A 26,431-nucleotide genomic window follows, 5' to 3' on the forward strand; every position below is an offset into this window, starting at 1 on the left:
CAGATCGTAGAGAGGTTCTTAGAGGGTAGGAGTGGCCTTTGAGGGGCGCCAGAGGCAAAAAAACGGCGCCTGATGGCGCCGTTTTTGGGTGGGGAAGTGAAGTCTTTTCCCCTCGATATACAGTTACTTGCCTGCGATGTTCAGCCCGGCAAAGCGGATGGAAGGAGCCTGGTACTCCTTGTCATCCATAGGTTGTTACTTGCTTGCGATGTTCAGCCCGCCAAAGCGGATGGATGGAGGAGCCTGGTCCTCCTTCTCATTCATTGGCTGTTACTTGCCTGCGATGTTCAGCCCGCCAAAGCGGATGAGGGGCGCATAGAAGCCCTTGCCATCGTCGTGGTGAAGCCGATCGCCGACCGCCTCCAGCTCGCCCAGCAGGCGGTAGAAGTTGCCCGCCACCGTAATGCCGCGCACCGGCTGGATGCGAACGCCGTCCCGGCACAGGAAGCCCGACGCCCCGAACGAGAAGTCGCCGCTCACCGCATCGGCACCGGAGTGCAGACCGTCCAGCTTGACCAGTTCCAGATACTCGCCGGTTTTGACCTCGGCCTCGCTGTGGGGGCCTGTGCCAAACACCAGGTGGCGCGCCGTCACATCCAGCGCGCCGCGGGCGCTGCGCGCTGCCGAACCGTTGCTGGCCAGGCCGAAGTGGTGAGCGGTGGCGCTGTTGTGCAGCAGCGTCTTGAGCTCGCCCTCGCCAATCAGCAGCAGATCCGAGGTGGGGGCCCCTTCACCGTCAAACGCCTTGATGTTCATGCCGCCCGGCATATAGGCCCGGCTCTCCAGGGTGAGCCAGCGGGAGGCCACAGACTGCCCAAGCTTGCTGCGCCAGGGGTTGATCCCCTGCTGGGCCCACTTGCCCGACAGCGCCGCCTGAAAGCAGCCAAACAGGCTGGCGAAGCAGTTGGTGCTGAAAATAGCGCTGTAGTGACCACTCGGCACGGCTTCCCCCGGCAGCAGGCCGTCGGCCACGGCATGGATCTGCGCTATGAGGGCCTGGCTGTCGAGTTCGTCGAAGCGACGGCCATACTGCCCCTGGGAATGCATGGACTGGCGGCCAGCCCGCTCGATCAGCGCCGAGGTGTAGCAGCCGACGCTGAATTCACTGTGCTGGCAGAGGCTGCCCAGGCTGTTGGCGAGCCAGAGCTGGCTCTCCCCTTCGAAGAAGCTGTTGTAAGGGGCGCCGGTCACGTCCGGCAGGGCCAGCATGTCCGCCTCGAGGCGCAGGGCCAGGGCGATTTTCTCCTCCGCCGCCGTGGTGTCTGGCTGGTTTATCTCGGCGCAGTCTGTGGTGATCCGGCTGTTGGCCACCGAGATGCGCTGATCCGCATCCAGCTTGGCGAAGCGGCTGGCATCGAGCGCATCCTGCAGCATGGCATCCAGCGCCGGCTCATCCAGGGATTCCGAGTAGGCGATGCCGACCCGGCCATCCTTGATGAGGCGGATGCCGATCTGCTGGCTGCTGGTGACCTTGTATTCACCCAGCTCGCCCTTGTCGGCCTTGAGGGAGAAAGCCTTGTCCCGATTGGCTATGATGTCCGCCTCGGCATTGATATCGGCGACCTTGTCCAGCAGGCGGGTGAGCAGAGTATTCATATCGAGTTGGCTCATCAGGCGTTCCCTCCGACCAGAATATTGTCGACCTTGAGTGGTGGCTGGCCGACGGACGCCGGGATCGAGCCTGAGACAGAGCCGCACATGCCGGCAGCGATGGCGAGATCGCGGCCCACCATGGAGATCTCTTTGAGCACCTGGGGCCCTGTGCCGATCAGGGTGGCCGACTTGAGCGGCCGGGTGATCTTGCCCCCCTCGATGAGGTAGGCCTCCTGCACGTTGAAGTTGAATTCGCCTGTGCCCGGCTGCACAGATCCGCCGCCCATCCGCTTGGCATAGATGCCGTGTTCCACCGTCGCCAGCATCTCGTCCAGGCTGTGGCTACCCGCCTCGATATAGGTGTTGCGCATGCGCGACGCCGGGGCGAAGCGATAGGATTCGCGTCTTCCCGAGCCGGTGCGGGCGTAGCCGGTTCTAAGCGCCCCCATGCGATCAACCAGGAAGCCGGTCAGCACGCCATCCTTGATGAGCTGGGTGTGCTGGGTCGCCATGCCCTCGTCATCGACGTTGATGGAGCCCCAGGCGTTGCCCTGCAAGCCTTCGTCCACCGCGTTGACCACGGGGTTGGCGATGAGCTGGCCCATCTTGTCGTGAAACACCGAGGCCTTCTTGGCTACCGAGGTGGTCTCCAGCAGGTGGCCGCACGCCTCGTGGAAGATGACGCCGCCAAAGCCGCTCTCCATGATGACCGGCAGGGTGCCGCTCGGGCAGGGGGCTGCGCCGAGTTTCACCAGCGCCTGACGGGTGGCGGTGAGGGCCAGCTCGCGCGGGTCTATGAGGGCCGCGTGTTCCCAGCCCATCATGGCGCCGGGGGCCTCGTAGCCCACGCTCTGCTCGCTCCCTTCCATGGCTATGGTCTGGGCCATGATGCGGTTGTAGTGGCGACGATCGGCCACTTGCAGCCCTTCGCTGTTGAAGATCTCCACCTCCTGCTCCCAGCCCAGGGCATTGCCCGAGAACTGGCTTACCTTGGCGCTCTCGGCGCGGGCCGCGGCATCCATGGCGTGCAGATAGGCAATCTTCTGCTCCAGCAGCTTGTCGGCACCGAGCGGCAGGGTGACCGGGTTGCGGTCCGTGAAACGGCTGAAGTCGAAGGCGGTGGCGGTCACCACTGGGTCGCGTCTGTCCTTGGCCGCCAGCAGGGTGACGATGCGCAGCAGCTCGTTGCGATCGGCCAGGTTGGTGTAGCCGTAGAGCACCTTGTGGCCGTAGCACAGGCGCACGCCTATGCCGAAATCGAGGCCGCCGCTGATATTTTCGATCTGGCTGGAGAGCAGGCTGAGCTGGCTGCGGCGCTTGCGCTCCACAAACAGCTCGGCGAAGTCGGCACCGAGCGCCAGCGCGTGATCGAGTACGTCGCGGGCAATGGCGGGGGCCAACAGGGAAAATGAGGTCATAGAATATCCTTTTCTGGTCTGTTTCCTGTTTGCTTCCGACACCCGTTCTGATTGTGTTATGGGGTGTCGATTGCATTGTTGCAGACCAGCACAAAAAAGTCGCTATAGCGTCATGCGATGATACCGATTGAGAAAATCGGTGCGATTCGTGCGCCCGACGGCCCAGATCCAGGCCGCCGGCAGGAGAGGTTAGAGCAGCTCGTGGATCTCGCTCAGGATCTGGTCGACCCACTGTTCGATGCGGGATTCGGTCTGGTCGTTCTGGTCCCATTGGCTGGCGTCGTCGAGGACCAGACCGACGCAAGATGACGGCCATCGTCGATCCGCATCCAAGGGGGCATCGAGCATGCAAGCCACCTGGATCAGAGCAGCTCGTGGATCTCGCTCAGGATCTGGTCGACCCACTGTTCGATGCGGGATTCGGTCTGGTCGTACTGGTTGGCGTCATCGAGCGCCAGGCCGACGAAGTGACGGCCATCGTCGATCAGCGCCTTGGAGGCGTCGAACTCATACCCCTCGCTGGGCCAGTAACCCACCAGCTTGACCCCCTTGGGCACCAGCTGATCGTGCAGCAGGCCGAGGGCATCCTGATACCATTCGCCATAGCCCAGCTGATCGCCCAGGCCGAACAGGGCTATGATGCGTCCCTCCAGATGGACATCCTTGATGTCCTCCCAGCGGGACTCCCAATCTTCCTGCAGTTCGCCAAAGTCCCAGGTGGAGATGCCGAGGATCAGGATGTCGTACTCCTGCATGCGGATGAGGGGCACATCCTTGATGTTGTGGAGATCGACCAGCTCCGGGCCTATGAGGGCGCGGATCTTCTCGGCGGCCATCTCGGTGTAACAGGTGGTGGAACCGTAAAACAAACCTATCTTCATCGCACTGTCCTTACCGTAAAACAGATAGCTCTTTATCCTGGCGGCGCGTGGGGCTGGCGCGCGCGGAGGCAGCAGGGAGGGGCGCCAGTTTAACAGATTGCCCGGCACCCTTCACGGGGCAAGCGTGGTGCAGGCCTCATCAGATCCCGCTGTCGCCGGGCGCCGGGCGCGCTACAATGGGCCACCGTTTGCCCAAGACCCAGTACCATGACCAAGCCAGCGCCTGCCGTGCACAATCATCCCCTGATCGAACCCTTCCTCGACGCCCTCTGGCTGGAGCGGGGTCTGTCTGACAACACTGTCAGCTCCTATCGCAGCGATCTGGAAAAATTTGCCCTCTGGCTCGATGAGCAGGGCAGCTCTTTGCTGCTGGCCGGGATGGACGAGATCCAGCACTACCTCGCCTGGCGGGTGGATCACCAGTTCGCCGCCAGCAGCACGGCCCGCTTTCTGTCTGCCCTGCGCCGCTTTTACCAGTATCTGAACCGCGAAAAACTGCGCAGTGATGACCCGACCGTGCTGCTGGAGGGGCCCAAGCTGCCCAAGAAGCTCCCCTCCGATCTCAGTGAAGGGGAGGTGGAGGCGCTGCTGGCGGCGCCGCTGGTGGACGATCCGCTGGAACTGCGGGACAAGGCGATGCTGGAGCTGCTCTACGCCACCGGACTGCGGGTCTCCGAGCTGGTGGGGCTCACCGCCGAGCATGTCAGCCTGCGCCAGGGGCTGGTGCGGGTGGTGGGCAAGGGCAACAAGGAGCGGCTGGTGCCCATGGGGGAGGAGGCTATCCACTGGCTCGAGCGTTACTACCGGGAGGCCCGCACCCTGCTGCTGGGCGGCACCAGCTCGGACGTGGTGTTCCCCTCCAGGCTGGCCCGCATGATGACCCGCCAGACCTTCTGGCATCGCATCAAGCTCTATGCCCTGCGCGCCGGGATCCAGGGCGAGCTCTCTCCTCACACCCTGCGTCACGCCTTTGCCACCCATCTGCTCAACCACGGCGCCGATCTGCGGGTGGTGCAGATGCTGCTGGGTCATGCGGATCTCTCCACCACCCAGATCTACACCCATGTGGCGAACGAGCGACTCAAGGCGCTGCACGGGGAGCACCACCCCCGCGCCTGAGCCGCCGACGCGCAACAAAAAACCGCCCTTGGGCGGTTTTTTTAAACACACGACAGGAGTTGGCGCTTATTTTCCCTGCTGGGATTTGAGCAGATCGCGGATTTCGCTCAGCAGCTCCTGATCCTTGGTGGGACCGGCGGGAGCGGCTGCCTCTTCCTGCTTCTTCTTGAGGGTGTTGATGGCTTTGAGCCCCATGAAGATGGCGAAGGAGATGATCAGAAAATCTATGATGGTCTGGATGAACTTGCCGTAGGCGATGACCACGGCCGGGGTGGCACCCTCGGCGGCCTTCAGGGTCACGGCGAGATCGCTGAAGTCCACTCCCCCCAGGATCAGACCAATTGGCGGCATGATCACGTCACCCACGAAGGAGGAGACTATCTTGCCGAAGGCGGCACCTATGATGATACCGACCGCCATGTCGATGACGTTGCCCCTGGCTGCAAAGGCCTTGAACTCTTGAATCAGACTCATGTTTCCCTCCAAAAATGGGCAGAGTGCGGCCGCTGCCGCACCAAGGTTTGAATAATAAAGCATCAGGAAAACAGAGGGATGACCGTCTTGTTTCCTGTCGTCACGGTTAGCTTGCTGGGCCTCTGCCCAATTGGCAACCTGTCAGGGAGGGATTTTTTTGCAGCCCTCGCTATTAATCAATCAGTAATTAACAGGTTGAGGCCAGTATATGGCCTGAGTTACCTTGTGAGTCCATTCGTTCATGCCAAGTGAGTAAAAGAGTGAAGCATTTACTACTGGGAATGATGCTGCTGTGCACCTTTGCTGCCAGCGCGGGGATGGATCCCCAATTATTGAAACAGCGTATAGAGCAGCGGCTCGGGGTCCAGGTCTATCTGGTGGATGCGACCCCCATGCCCGGCCTCTTCATGCTGGGCACCAGTCAGGGGCCGCTCTATGCCGATGCCAAGGGGGACTATGTGCTCCAGGGCATCATGCTGGATCTGGGCCACGACATGAAAAACCTCACCATGCTGGGCCAGCGTCAACAACGGCAGCGGGCCCTGACCCAGATCGGCGAACGGCGTATGCAGCTCAAGGCGGTGCCCGAACGTCACAGCATCACACTCTTTACCGATCTGACTTGCCGCAGCTGCCGTACCTCGCTCGATGAGCTGCCCATACTGCAGGCGCAGGGGGTAAGCGTGCAGCTGTTGCCAGCGCTGAGTACCTTCGCCGATCTGGCCGAGGCGCAGGCGCGCTGGTGCGATCCCGCCCTGTTCAGTGAACTCAGTCTCAGTGATCGTTTGCCTGCGGCCGGTTGTAATGAGATCCTTGCCCATCATATCGGCCTGAGCCAGTGGCTCGGGATCAAGGCGCTGCCGAGCTGGGTCCTGCCAAACGGGGATCTGGTACGGGGTTATCAGAGCCCTGAACAACTGCTCAAGATACTGGATCACATCAATGCCCCTGCAAATCCGTCGTCGTCCGCGAGTTGATGATTCCCATCTGCCCGCCACCCTGCATCCACTGCTTCGTCAAGTCTTCGCCAGCCGTGGCGTAGAGGATCCCGTCCTGCTGGAGCGCAGTGCCAGCTCGCTGCTGCCACCCCAGCGCCTGTTCGGCATGGAGCAGGCGGTACCGCTGCTGGCGGCGGCGCTCACCGCCCAGCAGCGCATCCTGATCGTCGGCGACTTCGACTGCGACGGCGCCACCAGCTCGGCCCTGTGCGTGCTGGCGCTGCGGGCCATGGGCGGCAAGCACATCGACTTTCTGGTGCCCAACCGCTTCGAGTTCGGTTACGGCCTCACCCCGGAGATAGTCGAGCTGGCGGTGGCGCGCGGCGCCGAATTCCTCATCACGGTAGACAACGGCATCTCCAGCATCGCCGGGGTGGCGGCGGCCAAGGCGGCTGGCATGCAGGTTCTGGTCACCGATCATCACCTGCCGGGCCAGGAGCTGCCGGCTGCCGATGCGATAGTGAACCCCAACCAGCACGGCTGCGACTTCCCCTCCAAGTCCCTGGCCGGGGTGGGGGTGGCCTTCTATCTGATGGCGGCCCTCAACACCCACCTGCGTCAGCTGGGCTGGTACGAGCGCCAGGGCATTCGCGCCCCCAATGTGGCGGATTATCTGGATCTGGTGGCGCTTGGCACGGTCGCCGACGTGGTGGCGCTGGATGGCAACAACCGCATCCTGGTGCACCAAGGGCTGCAGCGGATCCGGGCCGGTCGCTGCCGTCCCGGCATCCAGGCGCTGGTGGACGTGTCGGGCCGGGATGGCCGCCGCCTCACTGCCGCCGATCTCGGCTTCGCGCTGGGGCCGCGTCTCAACGCCGTGGGCCGGCTCGATGACATGTCCCTCGGAGTCGCCTGTCTGCTGAGCGACGATCTCAATCTGGCGCGCCAGCTCGCTTCCGAAATGGACAGCCTGAACCAGGAGCGCAAGGAGATAGAGCAGGGGATGCAGCAGGAGGCGCTCGCCACTCTGGAGCAGATCCGTTTCCGGGACGGCGAGGTGCCGTCCGGCATAGTGCTGCACAGAGACGAGTGGCATCAGGGGGTGGTGGGGCTGGTGGCCTCCAAGGTGAAGGAGAAGTACTACAGACCGGTGATCGCCTTCGCCGAGAGCAGCGACACCGAGCTCAAGGGCTCGGGTCGCTCCATCCCCGGCGTGCACCTGCGCGATGCCCTCGAGCTGCTCGATACCCGCCATCCGGGCCTGATGGGCAAGTTTGGCGGTCATGCCATGGCGGCCGGACTGACCCTGCCCAAGGCCAATGTCGAGGCCTTTGGCCGGGCGTTTGAGACTGTGATAAGCGAGCTGGTGACGCCCGAACTGCTGACCGGGGTGCTGCTCACCGACGGCGAATTGCTGCCCGATGAACTGAGTCTTGAGCTGGCTGAACTTATTCGCGCCTCCGGCCCCTGGGGCCAGGCCTTCCCCGAGCCGCTGTTTGACGGCGAATTCGTGCTGGTGCAGCAGCGGCTGGTGGGGGAGAAGCACCTCAAGATGATGCTGACCACGGAGTCCGGTCATGCGGTGGATGCCATCGCCTTCGGGGTCGATCTCAAGCGCTGGCCGGACGCCTCGGTGAAGCGGGTGCGGCTGGTCTATCGGCTCGATGTCAACGAGTGGCGCGGCAACCGCAGCGTGCAGCTGCTGGTGGAGCATCTGGAGGCGGCCGGTCTCTAGCCGTTGGTCGCTTGTCAGCTGTCTTGTCACGGCCATCCCTCGGGGTGGCCGTGTTGTTGTGGGCGGTTGCACTTCGGGGCACATAGTGAATGTTCCCTTCGCTCATGCTGGTTTTAAATTGCCGGCTTTATTGATAACGAGGGTTTTTAGTATCAATCCAGGCTGATTTGCAGGGTTTCAAATTCAATAAAAAGATGGATTGTGATATATTCGGCCTCGCTGAATCCTCTTTTCAAGAAGGGACCGCCCGCTTGTCACCCTCTGGCCGACTCTCGACCTGGGCGATGGCTCTCGCCATCGCCAGTCTGCTGTGGCTTGCCGCCTTTGCCGCGGCAGAGGTCGGTGCAGCCGTTCGTCAGGCCTCGGTCGGCCAGGGCGCCGCGATGCAGTTGCACGAGCCGTCCGATCCCGGGTTTGTCAACAGCGTCAGCCTGCCGCCGGGCGGCCAGTGGCGGCTCAGCTTCGAGCAGGGGCGGCGGCTGGAGAGCGCCGGCCACCCCGAGCTTTATCAGATGCTGCTGGCCTGGTTCCAGCACGAGATCCTCGGTCTGCTCTGTGGCCTGCTGTTCTTCCTGCCCCTCATCTACCTCAGGCAGCTGTCCGATTACTTCGGTTACCTGCACAAACGCCTGCTGGTCTGCCATCACCTGCAATTTCGCTTCTGCCACGGCCACTCGCGTCCGGCTTGCTGCTGAGCGCGCACCGGATCCCGGCGTTTCCCCGTCGACTGACTGTTTGACCCCTCTGCCGGCTGACGCCTGCGATCGGTTGCCGCGCCTTGTTGCCCCTGCTATCCCACCCGCCGTGCGGGAGCCGGGCCCTTATCTGCACAAGTTGTGAGCCGATCCGATGGATTATTATGTAAACCTGTTTATTCAGTCGATTTTTGTCGAAAACCTGGCGCTGGCCTTCTTTCTGGGCATGTGTACCTTCCTGGCCGTCTCCAAGAACATCAATACCGCCTTCGGCCTGGGCCTGACGGTGCTGGTGGTCATGGTGATCGCCATTCCCCTCAACAACCTGATCTACCGCCATATCCTGCGGCCCGAGAGCACCTTCCTCGGCGAGTTTGATCTCAGCTTTCTCGATTTCATCGTCTACATAGGGGTGCTGGCCGCGCTGGTGCAGGTGATGGAGATGGTGCTCGACAAGCACTTCCCGGCGCTCCATCACGCGCTGGGCATCTATCTGCCGCTCTTGACGGTGCACTGCGCCATCTTCGGCGGCGTCATGTTCATGGCCCAGCGGGATTATGATTTCATCGAATCCATAGTGTATGGGGCGGGTTCAGGGCTTGGCTGGTTGCTGGCCATCGTCGCCATCGCCGGCCTGCGCCAGAAGATGAAGTATTCGGATGTACCCGAGGGGCTGCGCGGCATCGGCATCACCTTTATAGTGGCCGGGCTGATGTCGCTCGGCTTCATGTCCTTCTCCGGCATGTCGCTCTAGGCACGCCACCTGTGAAAACGGCCACTTGCGTGGCCGTTTTGCTATGCGGCGGGGGCTATCATCCCCAACAGCCGGTCGTGGACCAGCGGCAGTGTCAGGAAGCCGTCCCGGTCGAGGAAGTGGCCACCCTGCTCCAGGCTGTAGAGCGGCGCGGCCAGCTGCTCGCTCAGGTGCTGGCAGTAGCGATAAGGCACTATGGCATCGTCGCGGGAGGCAACCACGACGCGTTGGGGAGCCAGGGTCATGATGTGTGCCGGGTCATAGCCCGGCTGCATGAAGGGATCCAGTTCCGGCAGGGTGTGCAGGGGCTGATCGAAACCGGACACCAGCAGGATCCCGCCCACCCGGCGGCAGGCGGGCAGGCGGCTGAGCTGACGCAGTATGGCGATGCAGCCGAGGCTGTGGCCCAGCAGGAAGGTGCGCTCATCGTGATCCCGCACCAGGCTGTCCATGGCGGCATCCCAGGCGGCTGGTTCCGGCCGGTGCGGGTCTGGCATGGCCAGCACCTCGACCCGGATATCGCGGGCTTCGAGTTTCTCCTTGAGCCAGGGGAACCAGTGGGACTGGGGGGAGGCAGTGTAGCCGTGCACTATGAAGACGCGGGTGTGTGACATGAGCATGATCCTGAAACGGGCAACAGGGAATGAAAAACCGTGCCGCTGCGGCAACTGGCCGGGGCGGCCACATAATACCAGCACCCCCTGGGTGCCGACACGCCCCTATCCGGGCGATACAGGGGAGGGACAAACCGCTCAGTCCAGCAGCTTGGCCATGTTGTAGCCGGTGATGGCGAAGCCCGCCTCCTGGTAGAGCGCCAGGGCGCGCGGGTTGTCGTACGCGACCCGCAACTTGATCTGGCTGATGCCACTGGCCCTGAGCTCGGCCTCCAGCACCGCCATGGCGGCCTTGCCGATGCCCTGGCTGCGGTGAGCCGGGGCGACATAGAAGTCATAGATAAAGGTGGCGCTGGCATCGGGGTCGATGGCGTGCCAGAGATAGCCCAGTGGCTGCACCTCTGCGGTCGCAACCGCCTCCTCTTCGCTTGCGGGCAGGATGCAGAGCAGGCTGTGGCCGGCGGTGGCTACCCCCTGCGGCAGGGAGTGCAGCAGAGAGGCTTCGGCCTTGCGACGGGCGGTGGCGAGATCATGGCCATGATTGCTGGCGATATCCTGCGCGTAATCCTCGATGAAGTAGGTGCAATAGGCGGGGTAGTGGGCCTGGCTCATGGGGATCAGGCGAACGAGGGGGGTTGGCATACTGCAGATCACTCAAAGGGAGAAGGGGGTTCACGTTAACCCGGCGGCGAAGTGAGCGCAAACGACGCTGGCTGCTGTCGGGAGCCGGAACGGCGTCAGCCCGCGGCTGGCCCATAAAAAAGAGCGCCCTTGGGCGCTCTTTTTTGATCAGGGGTGGATGAGGTTATTTCACCTCTTCGCCCTTGGCTTGCAGGTCCGCATGATAGGAGGAGCGGACGAAGGGGCCGCAGGCGGCGTGGGAGAAGCCCAGCCCCATGGCGACATCCTTCAGTTCGTCAAACTCTGCGGGCGGCACGTAGCGCTTCACCGGCAGGTGGTGGCGGCTCGGCTGCAGATACTGGCCCAGGGTCAGCATGTTGACGCCGTGCTCGCGCAGATCGGTGAGCACCTGCACGATTTCTTCGTTGGTCTCGCCCAGACCCATCATGACACCGGACTTGGTCGGTACATGGGGGTGCATCTCCTTGATGCGGCGCAGCAGCTCGAGGGACCACTTGTAGTCGGCGCCGGGGCGGGCGACCCGGTACATGCGCGGGGCTGTTTCCAGGTTGTGGTTGAACACGTCAGGCGGCGTCTCGCGGAACACCTCCAGCGCCTGCTCCATCCGGCCGCGGAAGTCCGGGGTCAGGATCTCGATGCGGGTCTGCGGGCTGTGCTCGCGGATCTGCTTGATGCAGTCGGCGAAGTGCTGGGCACCGCCGTCGCGCAAGTCATCGCGGTCCACCGAGGTGATGACCACGTATTTCAGCCCCATCTCCTTGATGGTGAGGGCCAGCTTGTGCGGCTCGTCGGGATCCAGCGCCAGCGGGCGGCCGTGGGCCACGTCGCAGAAGGGGCAACGACGGGTGCAGATGGCGCCCATGATCATGAAGGTGGCGGTGCCGTGGTTGAAGCACTCGGCCAGGTTGGGGCAGGAGGCCTCTTCACACACTGAGTGCAGCTTGTTCTTGCGCAGGGTGCTCTTGATGTGCTCGATCTTCTGGCTCGACGGCGGCAGCTTGATCCGCATCCAGTCCGGCTTGCGCAGCACTTCCTCGTCGGGATCCGGCATGAATTTCACCGGGATCAGGGCCATCTTGTCGCCATCGCGCAGCTTGACGCCCGGCTCCATACGAACGGGTTTGCTCATGATTCACTCTCGGTGTTTGTTATTGTTTGGTAGATAGCCGTCGGGGTCATCTCTGTGCCCTCATGGCCACGCAGCATGGGCTTGCTCATGCCGCCTCTTCGGTATGGGTGATCGTCTCATAGCCAATCAGGCTGGCCAGTTCGGCCACCAGAATGGCCTGCGCCTCGGCCACGCTCTGCGGGCCGCCCAGGGCGCTGGTCTGGGTCATGGCCATGCCCGCATAACCGCACGGATTGATGCGCAGGAAGGGGGTCATGTCCATGTTGATATTGAGTGCCAGGCCGTGGAAGGAGCAGCCCTTGCGGATGCGCAGGCCCAGCGAGGCCAGCTTGGCTTCTGTCTGCAGCGAGGCGCCAAGCTCGCTTTTCACGTAGACGCCGGGGGCGTCGGGCTTGGCATAGGCCTCAATACCGCTCCTGGCCAGGGTCTTGATGATGGCGGTTTCCAGGCAGGTCACCAGCTCGCGCACCGTGAGCTTGCTGCGGCGCACATCCACCAGCACGTAGAGCACCAACTGGCCGGGGCCGTGATAGGTCACCTGACCGCCGCGATCGCTCTGCACCACAGGGATGTCGCCCGGGGCGAGCAGGTGCTCGGCCTTGCCGGCCTGGCCCTGAGTGTAGACGGGGTCGTGCTCCACCACCCAGAACTCGTCCGGGGTGTCGCTGGTGCGGCTGTCGGTGAAGGCCTTCATGGCGTCCCATACCGGCTGGTAGGGGCGGCGACCCAGGTGTCTGACGAGCAGCTGTGGCTGGGCGGGGATCTGGGGTGACATCTTTTCCTCACAGGCTGGCGCTTGAGTCGGCACCATGGGTCAGCGCTCGGGGGTGACGCAAAATCAATCGCCCCTGGCGGGGCGAGAGAGAAATTACAGTACGTATTTCACCAGCTCGATCTTGCCAAGGGCATGGTACATAGCTTCGATGTGCTCTTTGCTCTGGGCTGTCACGGTTACGCGGACCGAGTGGTAGTTGCCCTTGGAGCTGGGCTGAACGGTCGGGCTGTAAGTGCCGGGGGCGTGTTGCTGCAGCACTTCAACCACCTGATCCGGCAGGGCCGGGTCGGCAATGCCGAGCACCTTGAACGGGAACTTGCAGGGGAACTCCAGCAGTTCATCAAACTTGGTATTCATCTACTCACCTTTTGGCGTCATCACGGGATGACTTCATCTTTAATCTTGCGTGGCTGGTGGCCAATGGCTCATCAGGCCGTCATGTACAAGTCTATATGGGCATAGCCCGGGCAGAGATCAAGGCCCGGGCCGCGCGACAAGACATGAAGATGCTGCTTTTTACCACAAATCGCCAGTCGGCGGAACCTGCAGATTGCAGGGTTATTCGCTGGTATGACCGGGTAAAGACAGCAGCGGCGCCTGTTGGCGCCGCTGTTTGGTCAGGATTGTGCGTCTCTCTTACTTGAACCAGCTGGAGACCAGCATCACCAGGTAATCCCACAGACGGCTCATCAGTCCGCCTTCCTGCACCTCTTCCAGCGCGACCAGCGGAACCTGCTTGATCTCCTTGTCGCCCTGCTTCAGGAACACGGTGCCGACCCGTTGGCCCTTGGCCAGCGGGGCTTTCAGTTCGCTCTCGAGCTGGAAGTCCGCCTTCAGGTTGTTGCCTTGACCACGGGTAACCAGCACGGACACATCCTTGTCGACGCCCAGTTTCACTTCAGACTTGTCGCCCATCCAGATCTTCTGGGTGACCAGCTCGGTGCCGGCCTTGTACGGGGTCAGGCTCTGGAAGAAACGGAAACCGTAGGTGAGCAGCTTCTTGCTCTCGGCGGCGCGGGAACCCTCGCTGCTGGCGCCCAGCACCACGGCGATCAGGCGCATGCCTTCGTTGTTGGTGGCGGAGGAGACCAGGTTGTAGCCGACCTGGCTGACGTGGCCGGTCTTGATGCCATCCACTTGCAGGGACTGATCCCACAGCAGGCGGTTGCGGTTGTGCTGGGTGATGCCGTTGAAGACGAAGGATTTCTGGGAGTAGATCTTGTACTCCTCAGGCAGATCGCGGATCAGGGCCTGACCCAGACGGGCCATGTCGTGGGCGGTACTGTAGTGGCCTTCCGCATCCAGACCGTGCGGGTTCATGAAGTGGCTGTCCTTCATGCCGAGCTTGGCGGACCAGGAGTTCATCAGGCTGGCGAAGGAGTCTGTGCTGCCGGCCAGGAATTCGGCCATGGCGACGCAGGCATCGTTGCCGGACTGGATGATGATGCCCTTGTTGAGGTCATCGACGGAGACCTGCTTGCCCACCTCGATGAACATCTTGGAGGAGTCGGTGTAGTTCTTGGACCAGGCGTTCTGGCTGATGGTCACCATGTCGGTGCGCTTGATGTTCCCCTTCAGCAGCTCCTGGCCGATGATATAGGAGGTCATCATTTTGGTCAGACTGGCGGGCGGCAGACGCTCTTCGGCGTTCTGCTCGGCCAGCACCTGACCCGAGTAGTAATCGATCAGAATATGGGCCTTGGCGGAGATCTCCGGCGCGGCGGGAACGACCATGGGGGTTGCGTTCGGGGTCGGTACAGGCTGGTTGGCCTGGGCGGTGGCGCTTAACAGGGAGGCCAGAATAACTGAACGGGCAAATTTGGACATCTTGAAATTCCTGGAGCCTGGATGGGGGTAACCCAAGTTAAAAATGCGGGCTTCACTATACCAGAAGCGACCGTCGGTCATAGTCCGACGTGCCATCTGGTCTGGTTTTTTATCCATCGGGAGCCGTCGTCACGCCGGGAAACGACGTGACGACGGGCACCCGGCGGTGGCTCACCCGAGGTGAGCCAGCTGGTGTCAGGGGACGATAAAGGCTTGCTCCAGCCCCCCCTGACGGATCTGTTCCAGCAGGCTTGCCTGCTGATCGGCGGCGACCGGTCCCAGCAGGACCCGGAAGATGGCGCCGTGGGCCACCACCTGATACGGCACGCCGTAGCGCTGGGTCATCACCTTGCCCATGGCCTCGGCCCTGGGCTGGGAGCCACTGGCCAGCACCTGGATCATCTTGCCGTCGCCGCTGCCGACGGGGGCGGCCGCCTGGGCCGGTGCCGGTTTGGCGGGTTTGGCCGCGGGGGCCTTGACGGGGGCCGGTTCAGCGGCGGCCGGCGTGGCCATGGCGAGCGCGGTCGGTTCACCCAGAAAACCCTCCTGCGCCGCAGCCTGCGGAGCGACCGGGGTCGCCGGGCTCTGCGCCGCTTGCATGGGCTGCATCGTCATCATGGGCACCATCTCGACCATCTGATCCGGCTTGTCGTTGATCAGCTCCAGCCGCACGCGCGCCTCGCCGCTCTCCACCATGTCCAGCTGTTTGGCGGCGGCGTAGGAGAGATCGATGAGGCGAGTGCTGTCGGACGGGCCGCGATCGTTGACCCGTACTATGGTCTCCAGCCCGTTGGTCAGGTTGGTGACCCGCACATAGCTTGGCAGCGGCAGGTTGCGGTGGGCGGCGCTGAACAGCTTGCTGTCCAGCACGTCGCCGTTGGCGGTCTGCTGACCGTCCAGATCTTGGGCCAGCCAGCTGGCGGTGCCCTCTTCCGTGTAGTGCTTGATGTCGCGCCACACCTCGTTCTTCTGCTTGCCTATCCAGTAGTCCCGGTTGCCGCTGGCACTCAGGGGCTCGGGACGCGGAATGGCGCCCGTGGCTTGCGGGATCTCGATGACCTGGGGTTTTTCCTGCTGGACGGGTTCCTGCGGCAGGGGAGCCTGTTCCGGCTGGCTGCTACAGGCGGCCAGCAACAAGCTCAGGCTGAGCGGGAGAAGTTTGTGGCTGTAATGCATACGCTTCCTGGATTGCTTGACTGAGTTGATGCACCGCCATCGCATAGAGAGGGCTGCGGTTATAGCGGGTGATCACATAAAAATTGTGGCGCGCGACCCAGTATTCCGGTCCATCGGCCTGTTCCAATGCCAGCAGTTTCACCGGCGTGTCGGGTGCCAGCGGGGTGGCGAGTTCAATCCCGGCGGCGGCCAGCTCTGCCCACAGCTGCCTGAGCTCGGGTTCGGGCCGAAGCAGGGTACTCACTGGCGCCAGCCCGATCAAGGCGGGCTCGACGGCCGACTCGCCCCAGCGCCACTGGTGCAGGGCGAAATAGTTGGCGACGCTGCCGATGGCATCCACCGGATTGGCAAACAGATCCCGCTTGCCATCTCCGTCAAAATCGACCGCGTAGTGGCGGTAACTGGAGGGCATGAACTGTCCCATGCCCATGGCGCCCGCGTAGGAGCCCCTGAGGCGGGTGAGTGGCCACTTCTCCTCTTTGGCCAGCAGCACCAGCTGGGCAAATTCCTTGGCGAAGAACTCCTCGCGCGCTGGGTAGTGAAATCCCAGGGTGTAGAGGCTGTCGAGCACGGAATGGCGGCCCATCTGGCGGCCGTAGAAGGTTTCTATGCCTATGATGGCGACTATGAGGGAGGCAGGCACCCGATAGTGCTGCTCGGCCCGCGCCAGGGCATCGGCATGGCGTTGCCAGAAGTTGACCCCGTCCTGTATGCGGGCCTGGGTCACGAACAGGGGCCGGTAGCTGTGCCAGGGCCTGGCTTCCCATGGCTTGCTGATGGTGTCGAGTATCTCCTGGCGCAGCCGGGCCTGCGCCGTGGCCGCCTGCAATTCGGCCAGCGGCACCTGCTGCTGCTCGGCCAGCAACGCCAGCCGCTCGGGCACAGGGGCTGCACTCGCCGTCAGCGAGCACAGGGAGAGTGCCAGCCAGGCACCTCTCATCAGGCCAGCAGCCTTCTGTGGGTCTGGATGGACATCAGGATGCCGAAGCCTGCCATCAGGGTCACCATGGAGGTGCCGCCGTAGCTCACCAGCGGCAGGGGCACCCCTACCACCGGAAGAATACCGCTCACCATGCCCATGTTGACGAACACATAGACGAAGAAGGTGAGGGTCAGGGCGCCACCGAGCAGGCGCTCGAAGCTGTTCTGGGCCTGCATGGAGATAAACAGGCAGCGGCTGATGATGTAGAGATAGATCACCAGCAGCAGGGCGACGCCCACCAGACCGAACTCCTCGCTGAACACCGCGAAGATGAAGTCGGTGTGACGCTCGGGCAGGAACTCGAGCTGGGACTGGGTGCCTTGCAGCCAGCCCTTGCCAAAGACGCCGCCGGAGCCGATGGCAATCTTCGACTGGATGATGTGATAGCCGCGGCCGAGCGGGTCTTTCTCCGGGTCGAGCAGCATCAGTACCCGCTGGCGCTGGTAGTCGTGCATCAGGAAGAACCAGAGCACCGGCATGAAGGCGCAGATGAGCAGCACCGCCAGCCCGATCAGCCACCAGCTGATCCCCGCCAGGAAGATAACGAAGAAGCCGGAGGCGGCCACCAGGATGGAGGTGCCGAGATCGGGCTGGGCCGCGATCAACAGGGTGGGCAGCAGTACCATCACCAGCGCGATCACCACATGGCTGAACTTGGGGGGCAGCGAATGGCGGCTGAGCCAGGCGGCCACCATGATGGGCATGGAGAGCTTCATCACCTCGGAGGGCTGGAACTTCATAAAGCCGAGGTCTAACCAACGCTGGGCCCCCTTGCCGATGTGGCCGAACACGTCCACCGCGATGAGCAGCAGCACTACCACCACGAACAGCGGCACGGACCAGCGCGCGTAGAGGGAGGGGGGCAGCTGGGCCATGCCGATCATCAGGGCGAAGGCCAGCCCCCCGCGCACCAGCTGGCGCACGATGGAGTCCACGCTCTGACCGGAGGCGGAGTAGAGCACCACCATGGAGAGGGACATCAGGGCCAGCAGGCCGAGAAACAGCGGCAGGTCGATATGCAGCCGGTACCAGATGCTCTGTCGCTGCGCGGAATTACTCATGGGAAACGGCCTCGCGTGATGGGGACGGCTGCTTGGGAGCCGGTGGCAACTGGGGCTCTGGTGGCACCAGATAGGCATCCAGCATCTGACGTGCCACAGGCGCGGCCATGCTGCTGCCGCCCCCGGCGTTCTCCAGCACCAGGGCCACCACGGCCTTGGGTGCCTCGAACGGGGCGAAGGAGACGAACAGGGCGTTATCCCTGTGCTCCACCTTGGTGGTGGCCGCGTTGTAGACCTGGTTCTCTTTCAGACCCACCACCTGGGCGGTACCTGACTTGCCCGCGGCCTTGTAGGGCGTGTTGGCAAAGGCGCGTCGGCCCGTGCCTTCATTGCCGTTGATGACGCGCCACATGCCGTCCTTGGCCACCTGCCAATAGGCATCGTTCTTGGCCTTGAGCGCCATGTTCGGGTTGACGGGGGCGTTGACCACCCCATCCAGCGAGGCCGTGCTCTTGAGCAGGTGCGGCGTCACATCGTGACCGTTCTGGGTCAGTATGCTGATCGCCTTGGCCAGCTGGATCGGGGTGGCGCTCCAGTAGCCCTGACCTATGCCGATGGAAATGGTGTCACCCTGATACCAGGGCTGGCGCCAGCGTGCCATCTTCCAGTCGCGAGAGGGCATGACGCCCTTGGTCTCCTCGTACAGATCCACCCCGCTGTACTGACCGAAACCGAACTTGGTCATGTAGCTGTGGATCTTGTCGATGCCGACTCGATAGGCGAGATCGTAGAAATAGGTATCTGCCGACACCTCGATGGCGCGGTAGACGTCGAGCCAGCCGTGGCCCCAGCGGCGCCAGTCGCGAAACTTCTTGGTGGTGCCGGGGATGGAGAAGCTGGGGCCGCCGAAGTAGCGGTAGTTGGGGGTGATGGCCCCCTCGTTCAGTCCCATCACCGCCATCATGGGCTTGACGGTGGAGGCGGGGGCATAGATGCCCTGAGTGGTGCGGTTCACCAGCGGACGGGCCGGATCGTTGAGCAGCGCCGAATAGTTGGTGTTGGAGATGCCGGTCACGAACAGGTTGGGGTCGTAGCTCGGGCTCGACTCCATGGCCAGGATGGCGCCGGTATTGGGATCCATCATGACGATGGCGCCCCGGCGACCGGCCAGCAGTTGCTGGGCCTTCAGTTGCAGGCGAATGTCGATGTTGAGGTAGATGTCCTTGCCGGGCTCCGGCGGCTGGAACTTGAGGGTCCGTACCACGCGGCCGCGGTTGTTGACCTCGACCTCCTGATAACCGGCCACCCCGTGCAGCTGATCCTCGTAGAACTTCTCCACCCCCTGCTTGCCGATATCCTTGGTGGCGGCATAGTTGGCGAGCTTGTCCTCCTTGTCGAGGCGCTCCACGTCGCGGGTGTTGATCTTGGCCACGTAGCCCAGCGCATGGGTGAGGGTGTCACCAAACGGATAGTAGCGCTTGAGGTAGGCCTCTATGCTGGCGCCCGGATAGTTGTGCTGGTTGACCGAGAAGAGCGCGACCTGATATTCGGTCAGCTTCTCGAACAGGGCCACCGGCTTGAAGCGGCGCTGGCGTTTGACCTCGGCCAGGAACTTCTCCTTGGTCCCTTCCGGCAGGGCCAGCAGGGTGATCAGCTCGTCGGCGGTCTTGTCCAGGTCTTTGGTCTCTTCCGGCACGATTTCGAGACTGTAGACGGGGCGGTTCTCCGCCAGCAGCACGCCGTTGGCGTCATAGATGAGGCCCCGTGGCGGCGCCACGGGCACGACCCGGATCCGGTTGTCGTTGGAGCGGGTCTGATAGGTCTCGAAGGATTCGACCTGCAGGTAATAGAGATTGCCCAGCAGCACCAGCATCAGCACTATCATGCCGATGTAGGCGACCAGGGTGCGTCGGAAGAAGAGGCGACCCTCGGCGCTGTGGTCGCGCATTTCGATGCGATTCTTCAGCATGCCGCTACCTTATGACAGACGAAGGGAGAAGACAAAAACCCCATGGGTTATTCCCTGTGATACGGGTGATATAAGGGGGTGATGCGCCAGATGTGCATGGTTCATTCCCTGTGATACGGATGATTGGTGGTAATGCTCCAGGCGCGATAGAGGCTCTCGGCCACCAGCACCCGTACCAGCGGGTGGGGCAGGGTCAGCGGCGACAGCGACCAGCTCTGCTCGGCGGCGGCCTTGCACTCGGGTGACAGCCCCTCCGGGCCCCCGACCAGCAGCGCCACGTCGCGCCCATCCAGCTTCCAGGCTTCCAGTTGTACGGCGAGCTGCTCCGTGGTCCAGGGCTTGCCGGGAATATCCAGGGTCACTATGCGCGAACGGCCGGCGGCGGCCAGCATGGCTTCCCCCTCCTTTTGCAGGATGCGGGGAATATCGGCATTTTTACCGCGCTTTCCGGCGCCGATCTCGACCAGCTCGAACGGCATGTCTTTGGGGAAACGGCGACGGTACTCTTCGAAGCCACGCTCTACCCAGGCAGGCATCTTGGTGCCCACTGCAATCAACTGGATCTTCATCGTTTGTTACACTTGTGCTCTGTTATTGCGCATTCACTTGAGCGGTAGCGCCCCAGAGTTTTTCCAGTTGGTAGAAGTCGCGATATTCGTCCTGCATCACGTGCACTATGACTTGCCCCAAGTCCACCAGTACCCATTCCCCCGTGAGCTGGCCTTCCACGCTCAGCAGATCGAGCCCGGCATGGCGAGCTTCGCTGGCCAGGTGATGGGCGATGGCGCTGACGTGGCGACTGGAGTTGCCGGAACAGACGATCATGGTGTCTGTGATGCTGGATTTACCGCGCACATCGAGGGTGATGATGTCGCGGCCTTTCATGTCATCGATCTTGTCGACGATAAAGGCATGCAGTTCTTGGCCTTGCAATGATCTTCTCCTGTGTTCCGACGCCTGAGGGCGGCGGATTATATCATGGTCACTCCCGTTTCCCAGTCCGGTGAAGGGGAGTGGAACGGGGGCTGTGCCCGTGTGGCAAACCAGGCCCCTGTTGATCAATATAGTGCGCAACCGGCCGGGACAATAGTCGGCGCCGGTTGTGGTCAGCTTGGCTGGTAGAGGCCTTGCTGGCGAATGTAATCGGCCACCGACGGCGGCAGCAGGTAACGGGGATCCTCCCCGGCCGCCAGCAGGGCTCTGAGCCGGGTGGCCGACAGCTCGATGGGCTGGTTGTTCGCCAGCCAGATATGGCCGGCAAGGCGCCGGTGCAGCGCGGTGGCATCCGTGGTGTGATGGCGAGCCAGCAGCTCGGCCACCTTCCCCGGGTAGTCAGGTTGCCAGCCCGGCCGCACGCTCACCACCAGGTGGGCATAGTCGAGCAGCTCTTGCCAGCGGTGCCAGCTCGGCAGGCCGAGCAGGGAATCCATCCCCATCAGAAAGCAGAGCGGGGTGCCCGGCAGCGCTTGCCGCAATTCGATGAGGGTGTCTATGGTCCAGGAGGGGGTGTCCCGCTTCAGTTCCCGCTCATCCACCACGAATCCCGCATTCTCCGCCGCCGCCAGCTTGACCATGGCGAGGCGCTGCTCGCTCGAACAGAAGGGGTTGGCGCGATGGGGCGGTATATGGTTCGGGATCAGCCGGATTTCGGCCAGCCCTATGGCGTCCCGCGCCTCTATGGCCGGGCGCAGGTGGCCGATATGGATGGGGTCGAAGGTCCCGCCCAGCAGCCCGATGGGTGGCTTCAGCATGAGCAGTCCTCAGCAGTAAGGGAACCTATGTGGATGGGGTCTAAGGTGGCTCGGGCCAGCAGGTTGATGGGGGCCTTCAGCATGCGGCGGGTTCCAGCAGGGGCAACGGCGTACCATCGCGAAAACCCAGGGCCAGGGTCTGCAACATCAGCCAGGCCTGCTCGGTGTCGAAGCGACGCTGGGCGTCGTCAAGCCGGGCCATCAGTTGCCACAGCTGCTGCAACTTGGTGAAGGGCAGCCGGGTCAGGGCCTGCTGGATCAGCTGCTGGCGGCTCTGCCAGATGCGCAGGCGGGAGAAGTGCTCCACCAGCGGCTGGCCGGCTCTGGCGGCCAGGGCCAGCTCGGTGAGCTGCTCCAGCTCGCGGCACAGGGCCCAGGCCAGCATGCCGGGCTCTGTGCCCTCGGCGCGCAGGGCCAGCAGGATGCGCTGGGCCCGGTTCACCTTGCCCTCCAGCAGGGTATCGATGAGCTGGAACGGCGTGAAATGGGCGTGGCGTATGATGGTCTCTTGCAGATAGGCGACGCTGATGGGCTGGGGCGGTGCCAGCAGGGTCAGCTTCTCTATCTCCTGGCTGGCGGCCAGCAGGTTGCCCTCGTAGGAGTGGCACATGAAGTTGATGGCATCCGGCAGCGCCTTGAGGCCGAAACGCTGGAAGCGGGCGCTCATCCAGCGCGGAAAGAAGCGGGGCTCGGGGTGATTGACCGGCACATAGGTGCCGTTCTGGCTGAGCTTGTCGAACCAGGCTGCCTTCATCTGGGTCTGGTTGAGGCGACCGCCGCTCAGTACCAGCAGCAGATCCGGATGCAGTTGCTTGCCAATTTCAGTGATGCGGGCGGCCAGATCCTTGTCGACCTTGGCCGGCAGCTCCAGCTCTATGATCTGGCGGGCGGAGAAGAGGCTCATGGCCTGACAGGCGTCATAAACCTGATTCCAGTCCAGTCCCTGCTCCACCACGAAAGTATGGCGCTCATCGAACCCCTGCTTGCGGGCGGCCTGACGGATGGCGTCGATGGCCTCCAGCTTGAGCAGAGGCTCGTCACCAAAAACGAGGTAGCAGGGCTTTAGCCCTGCCTTGAGATGATCCGCAAACTGCTCGGGATAGACTCTCATCAAGATACTCGCATCAGAACTTGACCTGGCTCAGTTGGCGGATCACCAGGCTGGCGGCCTGCTCCTGCATCTCCTTGCCGAGCTGCTCCTGCTCGCGGGAGGAGGCCAGCGCCGCGTCCGGCTTGTTCAGGAAGCTGCGGTTGAAGGTGATGGGGAAGACCTGGGTCGGTTTGCCCGGCATGGAGACGGTGAACTGGGTGTTGTAGCCCAGCACGTACTCACGGGCCTGGCCTATGGAGTCAACCGAGGCAACCTGACTGGTGCTGCCGACGCCGGACAGGGTCAGCACAGGTATGCCCTCCTTGTCGGCGAGCTTGACGCCAGCCGCCTTGAGGCGGGTGGTGACCAGTCGGTAGAAGTCGCTCTTGTTGTCACCGACCACCTTCATGGTCATCAACTCGGGCGGGATGGCCGTGCCTCGCATCTGAAAACCGCAAGCCTGCAGCAGCAGGCCCATCAGCACTATGGCCATCCAGCGAATGAGGGGGGTGCCCATATGAAATCCTCTTTGCATTAGGGGAAAGCGGCGGGCGCAGGGCCCGCCGTTATCATCCGTTTGTCGTTACCGCTTGGCAACCAGGCAGTCAGCTTGAGTTGCCACGCGATATGGCATCAGTTGGCCACTATGTTGAGCAGTTTGCCCGGCACATAGACCACCTTGCGAACGGTCAGGCCATCGGTGAACTTCTGCACAGAGGCATCGGCCATGGCCAGTTTCTCGACGTCGGCCTGGCTTATCTCGGCCGGCACTGTCAGCTTGCCGCGCATCTTGCCGTTGATCTGCACCACCACCAGCTTCTCGGTCTCGACCATGGCAGCCTCGTCGGCCACCGGCCAGGCGGCGTGGTCCAGGTCGTCGCCCTTGCCCAGCATCTTCCACAGCTCGAAGCCGATGTGCGGGGTGATGGGGGAGAGCATGACCACCACGGCTTCCAGCGCTTCCTGCATCAGGGCGCGATCCTGCTCGTCGGTGCCGAGCTTGGAGAGGTTGTTCATCAGCTCCATGATGGCGGCGATGGCGGTGTTGAAGGTCTGACGACGACCCACGTCATCGCTCACCTTGGCGATGGTCTTGTGCAGTTCGCGGCGAACGGCTTTCTGGTCGGCACTGAGTGCCGCCACGTCCAGCGCCGGGGCGGCACCGCCACTGACGTGCTCGAAGGTGATGCGCCACAGGCGACGCAGGAAGCGCTGGGCACCTTCCACGCCGGAGTCGGACCACTCCAGGGTCATCTCGGCCGGCGAGGCGAACATCATGAACAGACGGACGGTATCGGCGCCGTAACGCTCCACCATCAGCTGGGGGTCTATGCCGTTGTTCTTGGACTTGGACATCTTGGTCATGCCGGAGTGGATGACTTCACGGCCCTCAAGGTCGATGGCCTTGGTGATGCGACCCTTGTCGTCACGCTCGACCTTGACGTCAACCGGGCTGACCCAGACGTTGCCGCCCTTCTCGTCTTTGTAGTAGAAGGCGTCGGCCAGCACCATGCCCTGGCAGAGCAGGCGCTTGAACGGCTCATCGCTGTTCACCAGCCCTGCGTCACGCAGCAGCTTGTGGAAGAAGCGGGCGTAGAGCAGGTGCATACAGGCGTGCTCGATGCCGCCTATGTACTGATCCACCGGCAGCCAGTGGTTGGCGGCAGCCGGATCCAGCATGCCCTTGTCGTAGTCCGGGGAGCAGTAGCGGGCGTAGTACCAGGAGGACTCCATGAAGGTGTCGAAGGTATCAGTTTCCCGGAACGCTTCCTGGCCGTTATAGGTGGTCTTGGCCCACTCGGCGTCGGCCTTGATCGGGCTCTGGATGCCATCCATCACCACGTCTTCCGGCAGCAGTACCGGCAGTTGATCTTCCGGGGTCGGCACCACAGTGCCGTCGGCCAGAGTCAGCATGGGGATGGGGGCACCCCAGTAACGCTGACGGGAGACACCCCAGTCGCGCAGACGGAAGTTGACGGTGCGCTTGCCCTTGCCAATCGCTTCCAGCTTGCTGGCGATGGCATCGAAGGCGGCCTGGAACTCGAGACCGTCGAACTCGCCGGAGGCGAACAGCACGCCCTTGTCGGTGTAGGCGGCCTCGATCACGTTCGGCGCTTCACCGTCAGCCTGCTTGATGACAGGCTTGATCTCGAGACCGTACTTGGTGGCAAACTCATGGTCGCGCTGGTCGTGGGCCGGGACGGCCATCACGGCGCCTGTGCCGTAGTTCATCAGCACGAAGTTGGCGACCCAGACCGGCACCTTGCGGCCATCCAGCGGGTGAATGGCATACAGGCCGGTGGCCATGCCCTTCTTCTCCATGGTGGCCAGTTCGGCTTCGGCCACCTTGGTGTTCTTGCACTCGTCGATAAAGGCGGCAAGCTCGGGGTTACCGGCAGCAGCCTGCAGGGCCAGCGGGTGACCGGCGGCTATGCCGACATAGGTGACGCCCATCAGGGTATCGGGACGGGTGGTGTAGACCTCGAGGTCGCCAGCCTGATCGGCGACCTGGAAGTGGATGTTGACCCCTTCGGAGCGGCCAATCCAGTTGCGCTGCATGGTCTTGACCATCTCCGGCCAGCCTTCCAGATTGTCGATGTCATTCAACAGCTCTTCGGCATAGTCGGTGATCTTGATGAACCACTGGGGGATCTCTTTCTGCTCCACCGGGGTGTCACAGCGCCAGCAGCAGTTGTCGATCACCTGCTCGTTGGCCAGTACCGTCATGTCGTTCGGGCACCAGTTGACGGAGGAGGTCTTCTTGTAGACCAGACCCTTCTCGTACAGCTTGGTGAAGAACCACTGCTCCCAGCGGTAGTAATCCGGTTTGCAGGTCGCCAGCTCGCGATCCCAGTCATAGCCCAGACCCAGCATCTTCAGCTGGTTCTTCATGTATTCGATGTTTTCGTAGGTCCAGGGCGCCGGTGCCGTGTTGTTTTTGACCGCGGCGTTCTCCGCCGGCAGGCCGAATGCGTCCCAACCTATGGGTTGCAGCACGTTCTTGCCATTGAGGCGTTGATAACGGGAGATCACATCACCTATGGTGTAGTTGCGAACGTGCCCCATGTGTAGACGACCAGACGGATAGGGGAACATGGAGAGGCAGTAGAACTTTTCCTTGTCTACTTTCTCCACCGCCTTGAAGGTTTTCTTGGCATCCCAGTGCTTTTGCACTGCTGGTTCTATGGATTGGGGAACGTATTGCTCTTGCATTGGTGACATCCGGATCTGTGAAATGAATAGATAAATCAGCTGGGAAATCGCAATAGAATACCCATATCCAGCGGCGGCAACAACCGCCAGCATCCGTCAGGCCTTATGCCGGGCATGATCAGGGTTCAGTAGAGGAGTAACGACCATGGACAAACGTCAAAAAGGGTACGAAGCCTTCATTGCAGAGCTGCAGAAGCAGTGGCAAGAGACTGAAGAGTTCCAGGGGGAGCGCCTCAACCGGATGATCGCCAAGGTGCAGGCCTATCTGGAGGCGGCCGGCGACCTGACCCAGGATGAGCTGGCGCTGATCGCCGAGTACGTGAAGCGGGATCTGGGCAACTATGACGAGGGGCGCGCCGAGGTGGAGGAGTCCGCCTTCATGCTGGCGCTCAAGGACACCGCCTGGTCCTGGCTGGCGGACGTGACCGACCGCGCCCAGGTGGAGTGGCGCGAGCTGGCGGACGAGCTGGAGCACAAGGGCGTCTACGAGGCGGGTGACTGGGTGGGCCTCGGCGTCATGGTGTGCGAGCAGTGTGGCTGGCGCCATACAGTGCTGCACCCGCAGCCGCTCGATACCTGCCCCGAGTGCGGCGGCCACGAGTATCACCGCGAGCCGCTCTCGCCCTGATCCCGTCAGACAACCAGATGAAAAGAG

Annotated in this window: 27 protein-coding genes; 6 read left to right on the forward strand and 21 right to left on the reverse strand. The window is 62.7% G+C overall.

Annotation, left to right across the window (positions count from 1 at the left end):
• Positions 1–270: 270 nt before the first annotated feature.
• The 4 genes from ACM3N8_RS08250 to fldB all read right to left on the reverse strand — a co-directional run bounded on the left by ACM3N8_RS08250 (position 271) and on the right by fldB (position 3,892).
• Positions 271–1,611, reverse strand: a complete 1,341-nt coding sequence (locus ACM3N8_RS08250; protein WP_416015962.1) for a TldD/PmbA family protein — start codon at positions 1,609–1,611, stop codon at positions 271–273.
• The gene (locus ACM3N8_RS08255) at positions 1,611–3,011 is read right to left on the reverse strand and encodes a TldD/PmbA family protein (protein ID WP_416015964.1); all 1,401 of its coding nucleotides are present in this window, start codon (positions 3,009–3,011) and stop codon (positions 1,611–1,613) included. Before ACM3N8_RS08255 ends, ACM3N8_RS08250 begins: the two co-directional genes overlap by 1 nt.
• 189 nt (positions 3,012–3,200) lie before the next feature.
• Positions 3,201–3,359 carry a hypothetical protein gene (locus ACM3N8_RS08260; protein ID WP_416015966.1) on the reverse strand — a complete coding sequence of 53 codons (159 nt, stop codon included), beginning with the start codon at positions 3,357–3,359 and terminating at the stop codon, positions 3,201–3,203.
• Positions 3,360–3,373: 14 nt separating this feature from the next.
• Positions 3,374–3,892, reverse strand: coding sequence for a flavodoxin FldB (gene fldB / locus ACM3N8_RS08265; RefSeq protein WP_042867526.1), 519 nt, complete (start codon positions 3,890–3,892; stop codon positions 3,374–3,376).
• 207 nt (positions 3,893–4,099) lie between these two features.
• Here fldB and xerD point away from each other — a divergent pair, with 207 nt between their 5' ends.
• A complete protein-coding gene (xerD, locus tag ACM3N8_RS08270) occupies positions 4,100–5,011 on the forward strand; it encodes a site-specific tyrosine recombinase XerD (protein WP_043555079.1) in 912 nt (303 codons plus the stop codon).
• A gap of 66 nt (positions 5,012–5,077) precedes the next feature.
• Here xerD and mscL read toward each other — a convergent pair whose 3' ends face one another.
• A complete protein-coding gene (gene mscL, locus ACM3N8_RS08275; RefSeq protein WP_005317444.1) occupies positions 5,078–5,485 on the reverse strand; it encodes a large-conductance mechanosensitive channel protein MscL in 408 nt (135 codons plus the stop codon).
• Positions 5,486–5,745: 260 nt separating this feature from the next.
• Here mscL and ACM3N8_RS08280 point away from each other — a divergent pair, with 260 nt between their 5' ends.
• The 4 genes from ACM3N8_RS08280 to nqrE all read left to right on the forward strand — a co-directional run bounded on the left by ACM3N8_RS08280 (position 5,746) and on the right by nqrE (position 9,607).
• Positions 5,746–6,462 carry a disulfide isomerase DsbC N-terminal domain-containing protein gene (locus ACM3N8_RS08280; RefSeq protein ID WP_043555080.1) on the forward strand — a complete coding sequence of 239 codons (717 nt, stop codon included), beginning with the start codon at positions 5,746–5,748 and terminating at the stop codon, positions 6,460–6,462.
• On the forward strand, positions 6,428–8,158 hold the full coding sequence (gene recJ / locus ACM3N8_RS08285; protein ID WP_416015969.1) for a single-stranded-DNA-specific exonuclease RecJ: 1,731 nt from the start codon (positions 6,428–6,430) through the stop codon (positions 8,156–8,158). Before ACM3N8_RS08280 ends, recJ begins: the two co-directional genes overlap by 35 nt.
• 284 nt (positions 8,159–8,442) lie before the next feature.
• Positions 8,443–8,853, forward strand: a complete 411-nt coding sequence (locus ACM3N8_RS08290; RefSeq protein ID WP_043135758.1) for a hypothetical protein — start codon at positions 8,443–8,445, stop codon at positions 8,851–8,853.
• Positions 8,854–9,007: 154 nt separating this feature from the next.
• Positions 9,008–9,607 (forward strand): NADH:ubiquinone reductase (Na(+)-transporting) subunit E, encoded by a 600-nt coding sequence (gene nqrE, locus ACM3N8_RS08295; protein WP_042867538.1) that lies wholly within the window; start codon positions 9,008–9,010, stop codon positions 9,605–9,607.
• A 41-nt stretch (positions 9,608–9,648) separates the two neighbouring features.
• Here nqrE and ACM3N8_RS08300 read toward each other — a convergent pair whose 3' ends face one another.
• From ACM3N8_RS08300 to leuS, 16 genes are all read right to left on the reverse strand, one after another.
• Positions 9,649–10,221, reverse strand: a complete 573-nt coding sequence (locus ACM3N8_RS08300) for an RBBP9/YdeN family alpha/beta hydrolase (protein ID WP_241278547.1) — start codon at positions 10,219–10,221, stop codon at positions 9,649–9,651.
• Positions 10,222–10,359: 138 nt separating this feature from the next.
• Entirely contained in the window at positions 10,360–10,863 is a 504-nt protein-coding gene (locus tag ACM3N8_RS08305; protein WP_241278546.1) for a GNAT family N-acetyltransferase, read from the reverse strand.
• A gap of 163 nt (positions 10,864–11,026) precedes the next feature.
• The gene (gene lipA, locus ACM3N8_RS08310) at positions 11,027–11,992 is read right to left on the reverse strand and encodes a lipoyl synthase (protein WP_042867544.1); all 966 of its coding nucleotides are present in this window, start codon (positions 11,990–11,992) and stop codon (positions 11,027–11,029) included.
• Positions 11,993–12,077: 85 nt separating this feature from the next.
• Entirely contained in the window at positions 12,078–12,767 is a 690-nt protein-coding gene (lipB, locus tag ACM3N8_RS08315) for a lipoyl(octanoyl) transferase LipB (protein ID WP_241325213.1), read from the reverse strand.
• 93 nt (positions 12,768–12,860) lie between these two features.
• On the reverse strand, positions 12,861–13,124 hold the full coding sequence (ybeD, locus tag ACM3N8_RS08320) for a DUF493 family protein YbeD (protein WP_042867550.1): 264 nt from the start codon (positions 13,122–13,124) through the stop codon (positions 12,861–12,863).
• 279 nt (positions 13,125–13,403) lie between these two features.
• Entirely contained in the window at positions 13,404–14,594 is a 1,191-nt protein-coding gene (locus ACM3N8_RS08325) for a D-alanyl-D-alanine carboxypeptidase family protein (RefSeq protein WP_043555087.1), read from the reverse strand.
• Positions 14,595–14,789: 195 nt separating this feature from the next.
• Complete coding sequence (locus ACM3N8_RS08330) at positions 14,790–15,770, reverse strand: septal ring lytic transglycosylase RlpA family protein (RefSeq protein ID WP_103470947.1); 981 nt, start codon at positions 15,768–15,770, stop codon at positions 14,790–14,792.
• The gene (gene mltB, locus ACM3N8_RS08335) at positions 15,712–16,710 is read right to left on the reverse strand and encodes a lytic murein transglycosylase B (protein WP_290017838.1); all 999 of its coding nucleotides are present in this window, start codon (positions 16,708–16,710) and stop codon (positions 15,712–15,714) included. Before mltB ends, ACM3N8_RS08330 begins: the two co-directional genes overlap by 59 nt.
• Positions 16,710–17,813 carry a rod shape-determining protein RodA gene (rodA, locus tag ACM3N8_RS08340; protein WP_043135747.1) on the reverse strand — a complete coding sequence of 368 codons (1,104 nt, stop codon included), beginning with the start codon at positions 17,811–17,813 and terminating at the stop codon, positions 16,710–16,712. Before rodA ends, mltB begins: the two co-directional genes overlap by 1 nt.
• Positions 17,806–19,722 (reverse strand): penicillin-binding protein 2, encoded by a 1,917-nt coding sequence (gene mrdA / locus ACM3N8_RS08345; protein ID WP_043135745.1) that lies wholly within the window; start codon positions 19,720–19,722, stop codon positions 17,806–17,808. The genes rodA and mrdA overlap by 8 nt, the downstream gene beginning before the upstream one ends.
• 101 nt (positions 19,723–19,823) lie before the next feature.
• Positions 19,824–20,291, reverse strand: coding sequence for a 23S rRNA (pseudouridine(1915)-N(3))-methyltransferase RlmH (rlmH, locus tag ACM3N8_RS08350; RefSeq protein ID WP_042034723.1), 468 nt, complete (start codon positions 20,289–20,291; stop codon positions 19,824–19,826).
• A 22-nt stretch (positions 20,292–20,313) separates the two neighbouring features.
• A complete protein-coding gene (gene rsfS, locus ACM3N8_RS08355; RefSeq protein WP_043135742.1) occupies positions 20,314–20,655 on the reverse strand; it encodes a ribosome silencing factor in 342 nt (113 codons plus the stop codon).
• A 173-nt stretch (positions 20,656–20,828) separates the two neighbouring features.
• Entirely contained in the window at positions 20,829–21,473 is a 645-nt protein-coding gene (nadD, locus tag ACM3N8_RS08360) for a nicotinate-nucleotide adenylyltransferase (protein WP_290017837.1), read from the reverse strand.
• 76 nt (positions 21,474–21,549) lie between these two features.
• On the reverse strand, positions 21,550–22,584 hold the full coding sequence (gene holA, locus ACM3N8_RS08365; protein WP_290017836.1) for a DNA polymerase III subunit delta: 1,035 nt from the start codon (positions 22,582–22,584) through the stop codon (positions 21,550–21,552).
• A gap of 13 nt (positions 22,585–22,597) precedes the next feature.
• Entirely contained in the window at positions 22,598–23,080 is a 483-nt protein-coding gene (lptE, locus tag ACM3N8_RS08370; protein ID WP_042867584.1) for an LPS assembly lipoprotein LptE, read from the reverse strand.
• 116 nt (positions 23,081–23,196) lie between these two features.
• Complete coding sequence (gene leuS / locus ACM3N8_RS08375; RefSeq protein ID WP_290017835.1) at positions 23,197–25,776, reverse strand: leucine--tRNA ligase; 2,580 nt, start codon at positions 25,774–25,776, stop codon at positions 23,197–23,199.
• Positions 25,777–25,921: 145 nt separating this feature from the next.
• Here leuS and ACM3N8_RS08380 point away from each other — a divergent pair, with 145 nt between their 5' ends.
• Positions 25,922–26,404 carry a zinc ribbon-containing protein gene (locus tag ACM3N8_RS08380; RefSeq protein ID WP_043135733.1) on the forward strand — a complete coding sequence of 161 codons (483 nt, stop codon included), beginning with the start codon at positions 25,922–25,924 and terminating at the stop codon, positions 26,402–26,404.
• The last annotated feature ends 27 nt before the right edge of the window (positions 26,405–26,431 follow it).

Source organism: Aeromonas sp. A04 (assembly GCF_047780465.1).
GTDB lineage: Bacteria > Pseudomonadota > Gammaproteobacteria > Enterobacterales > Aeromonadaceae > Aeromonas > Aeromonas bestiarum.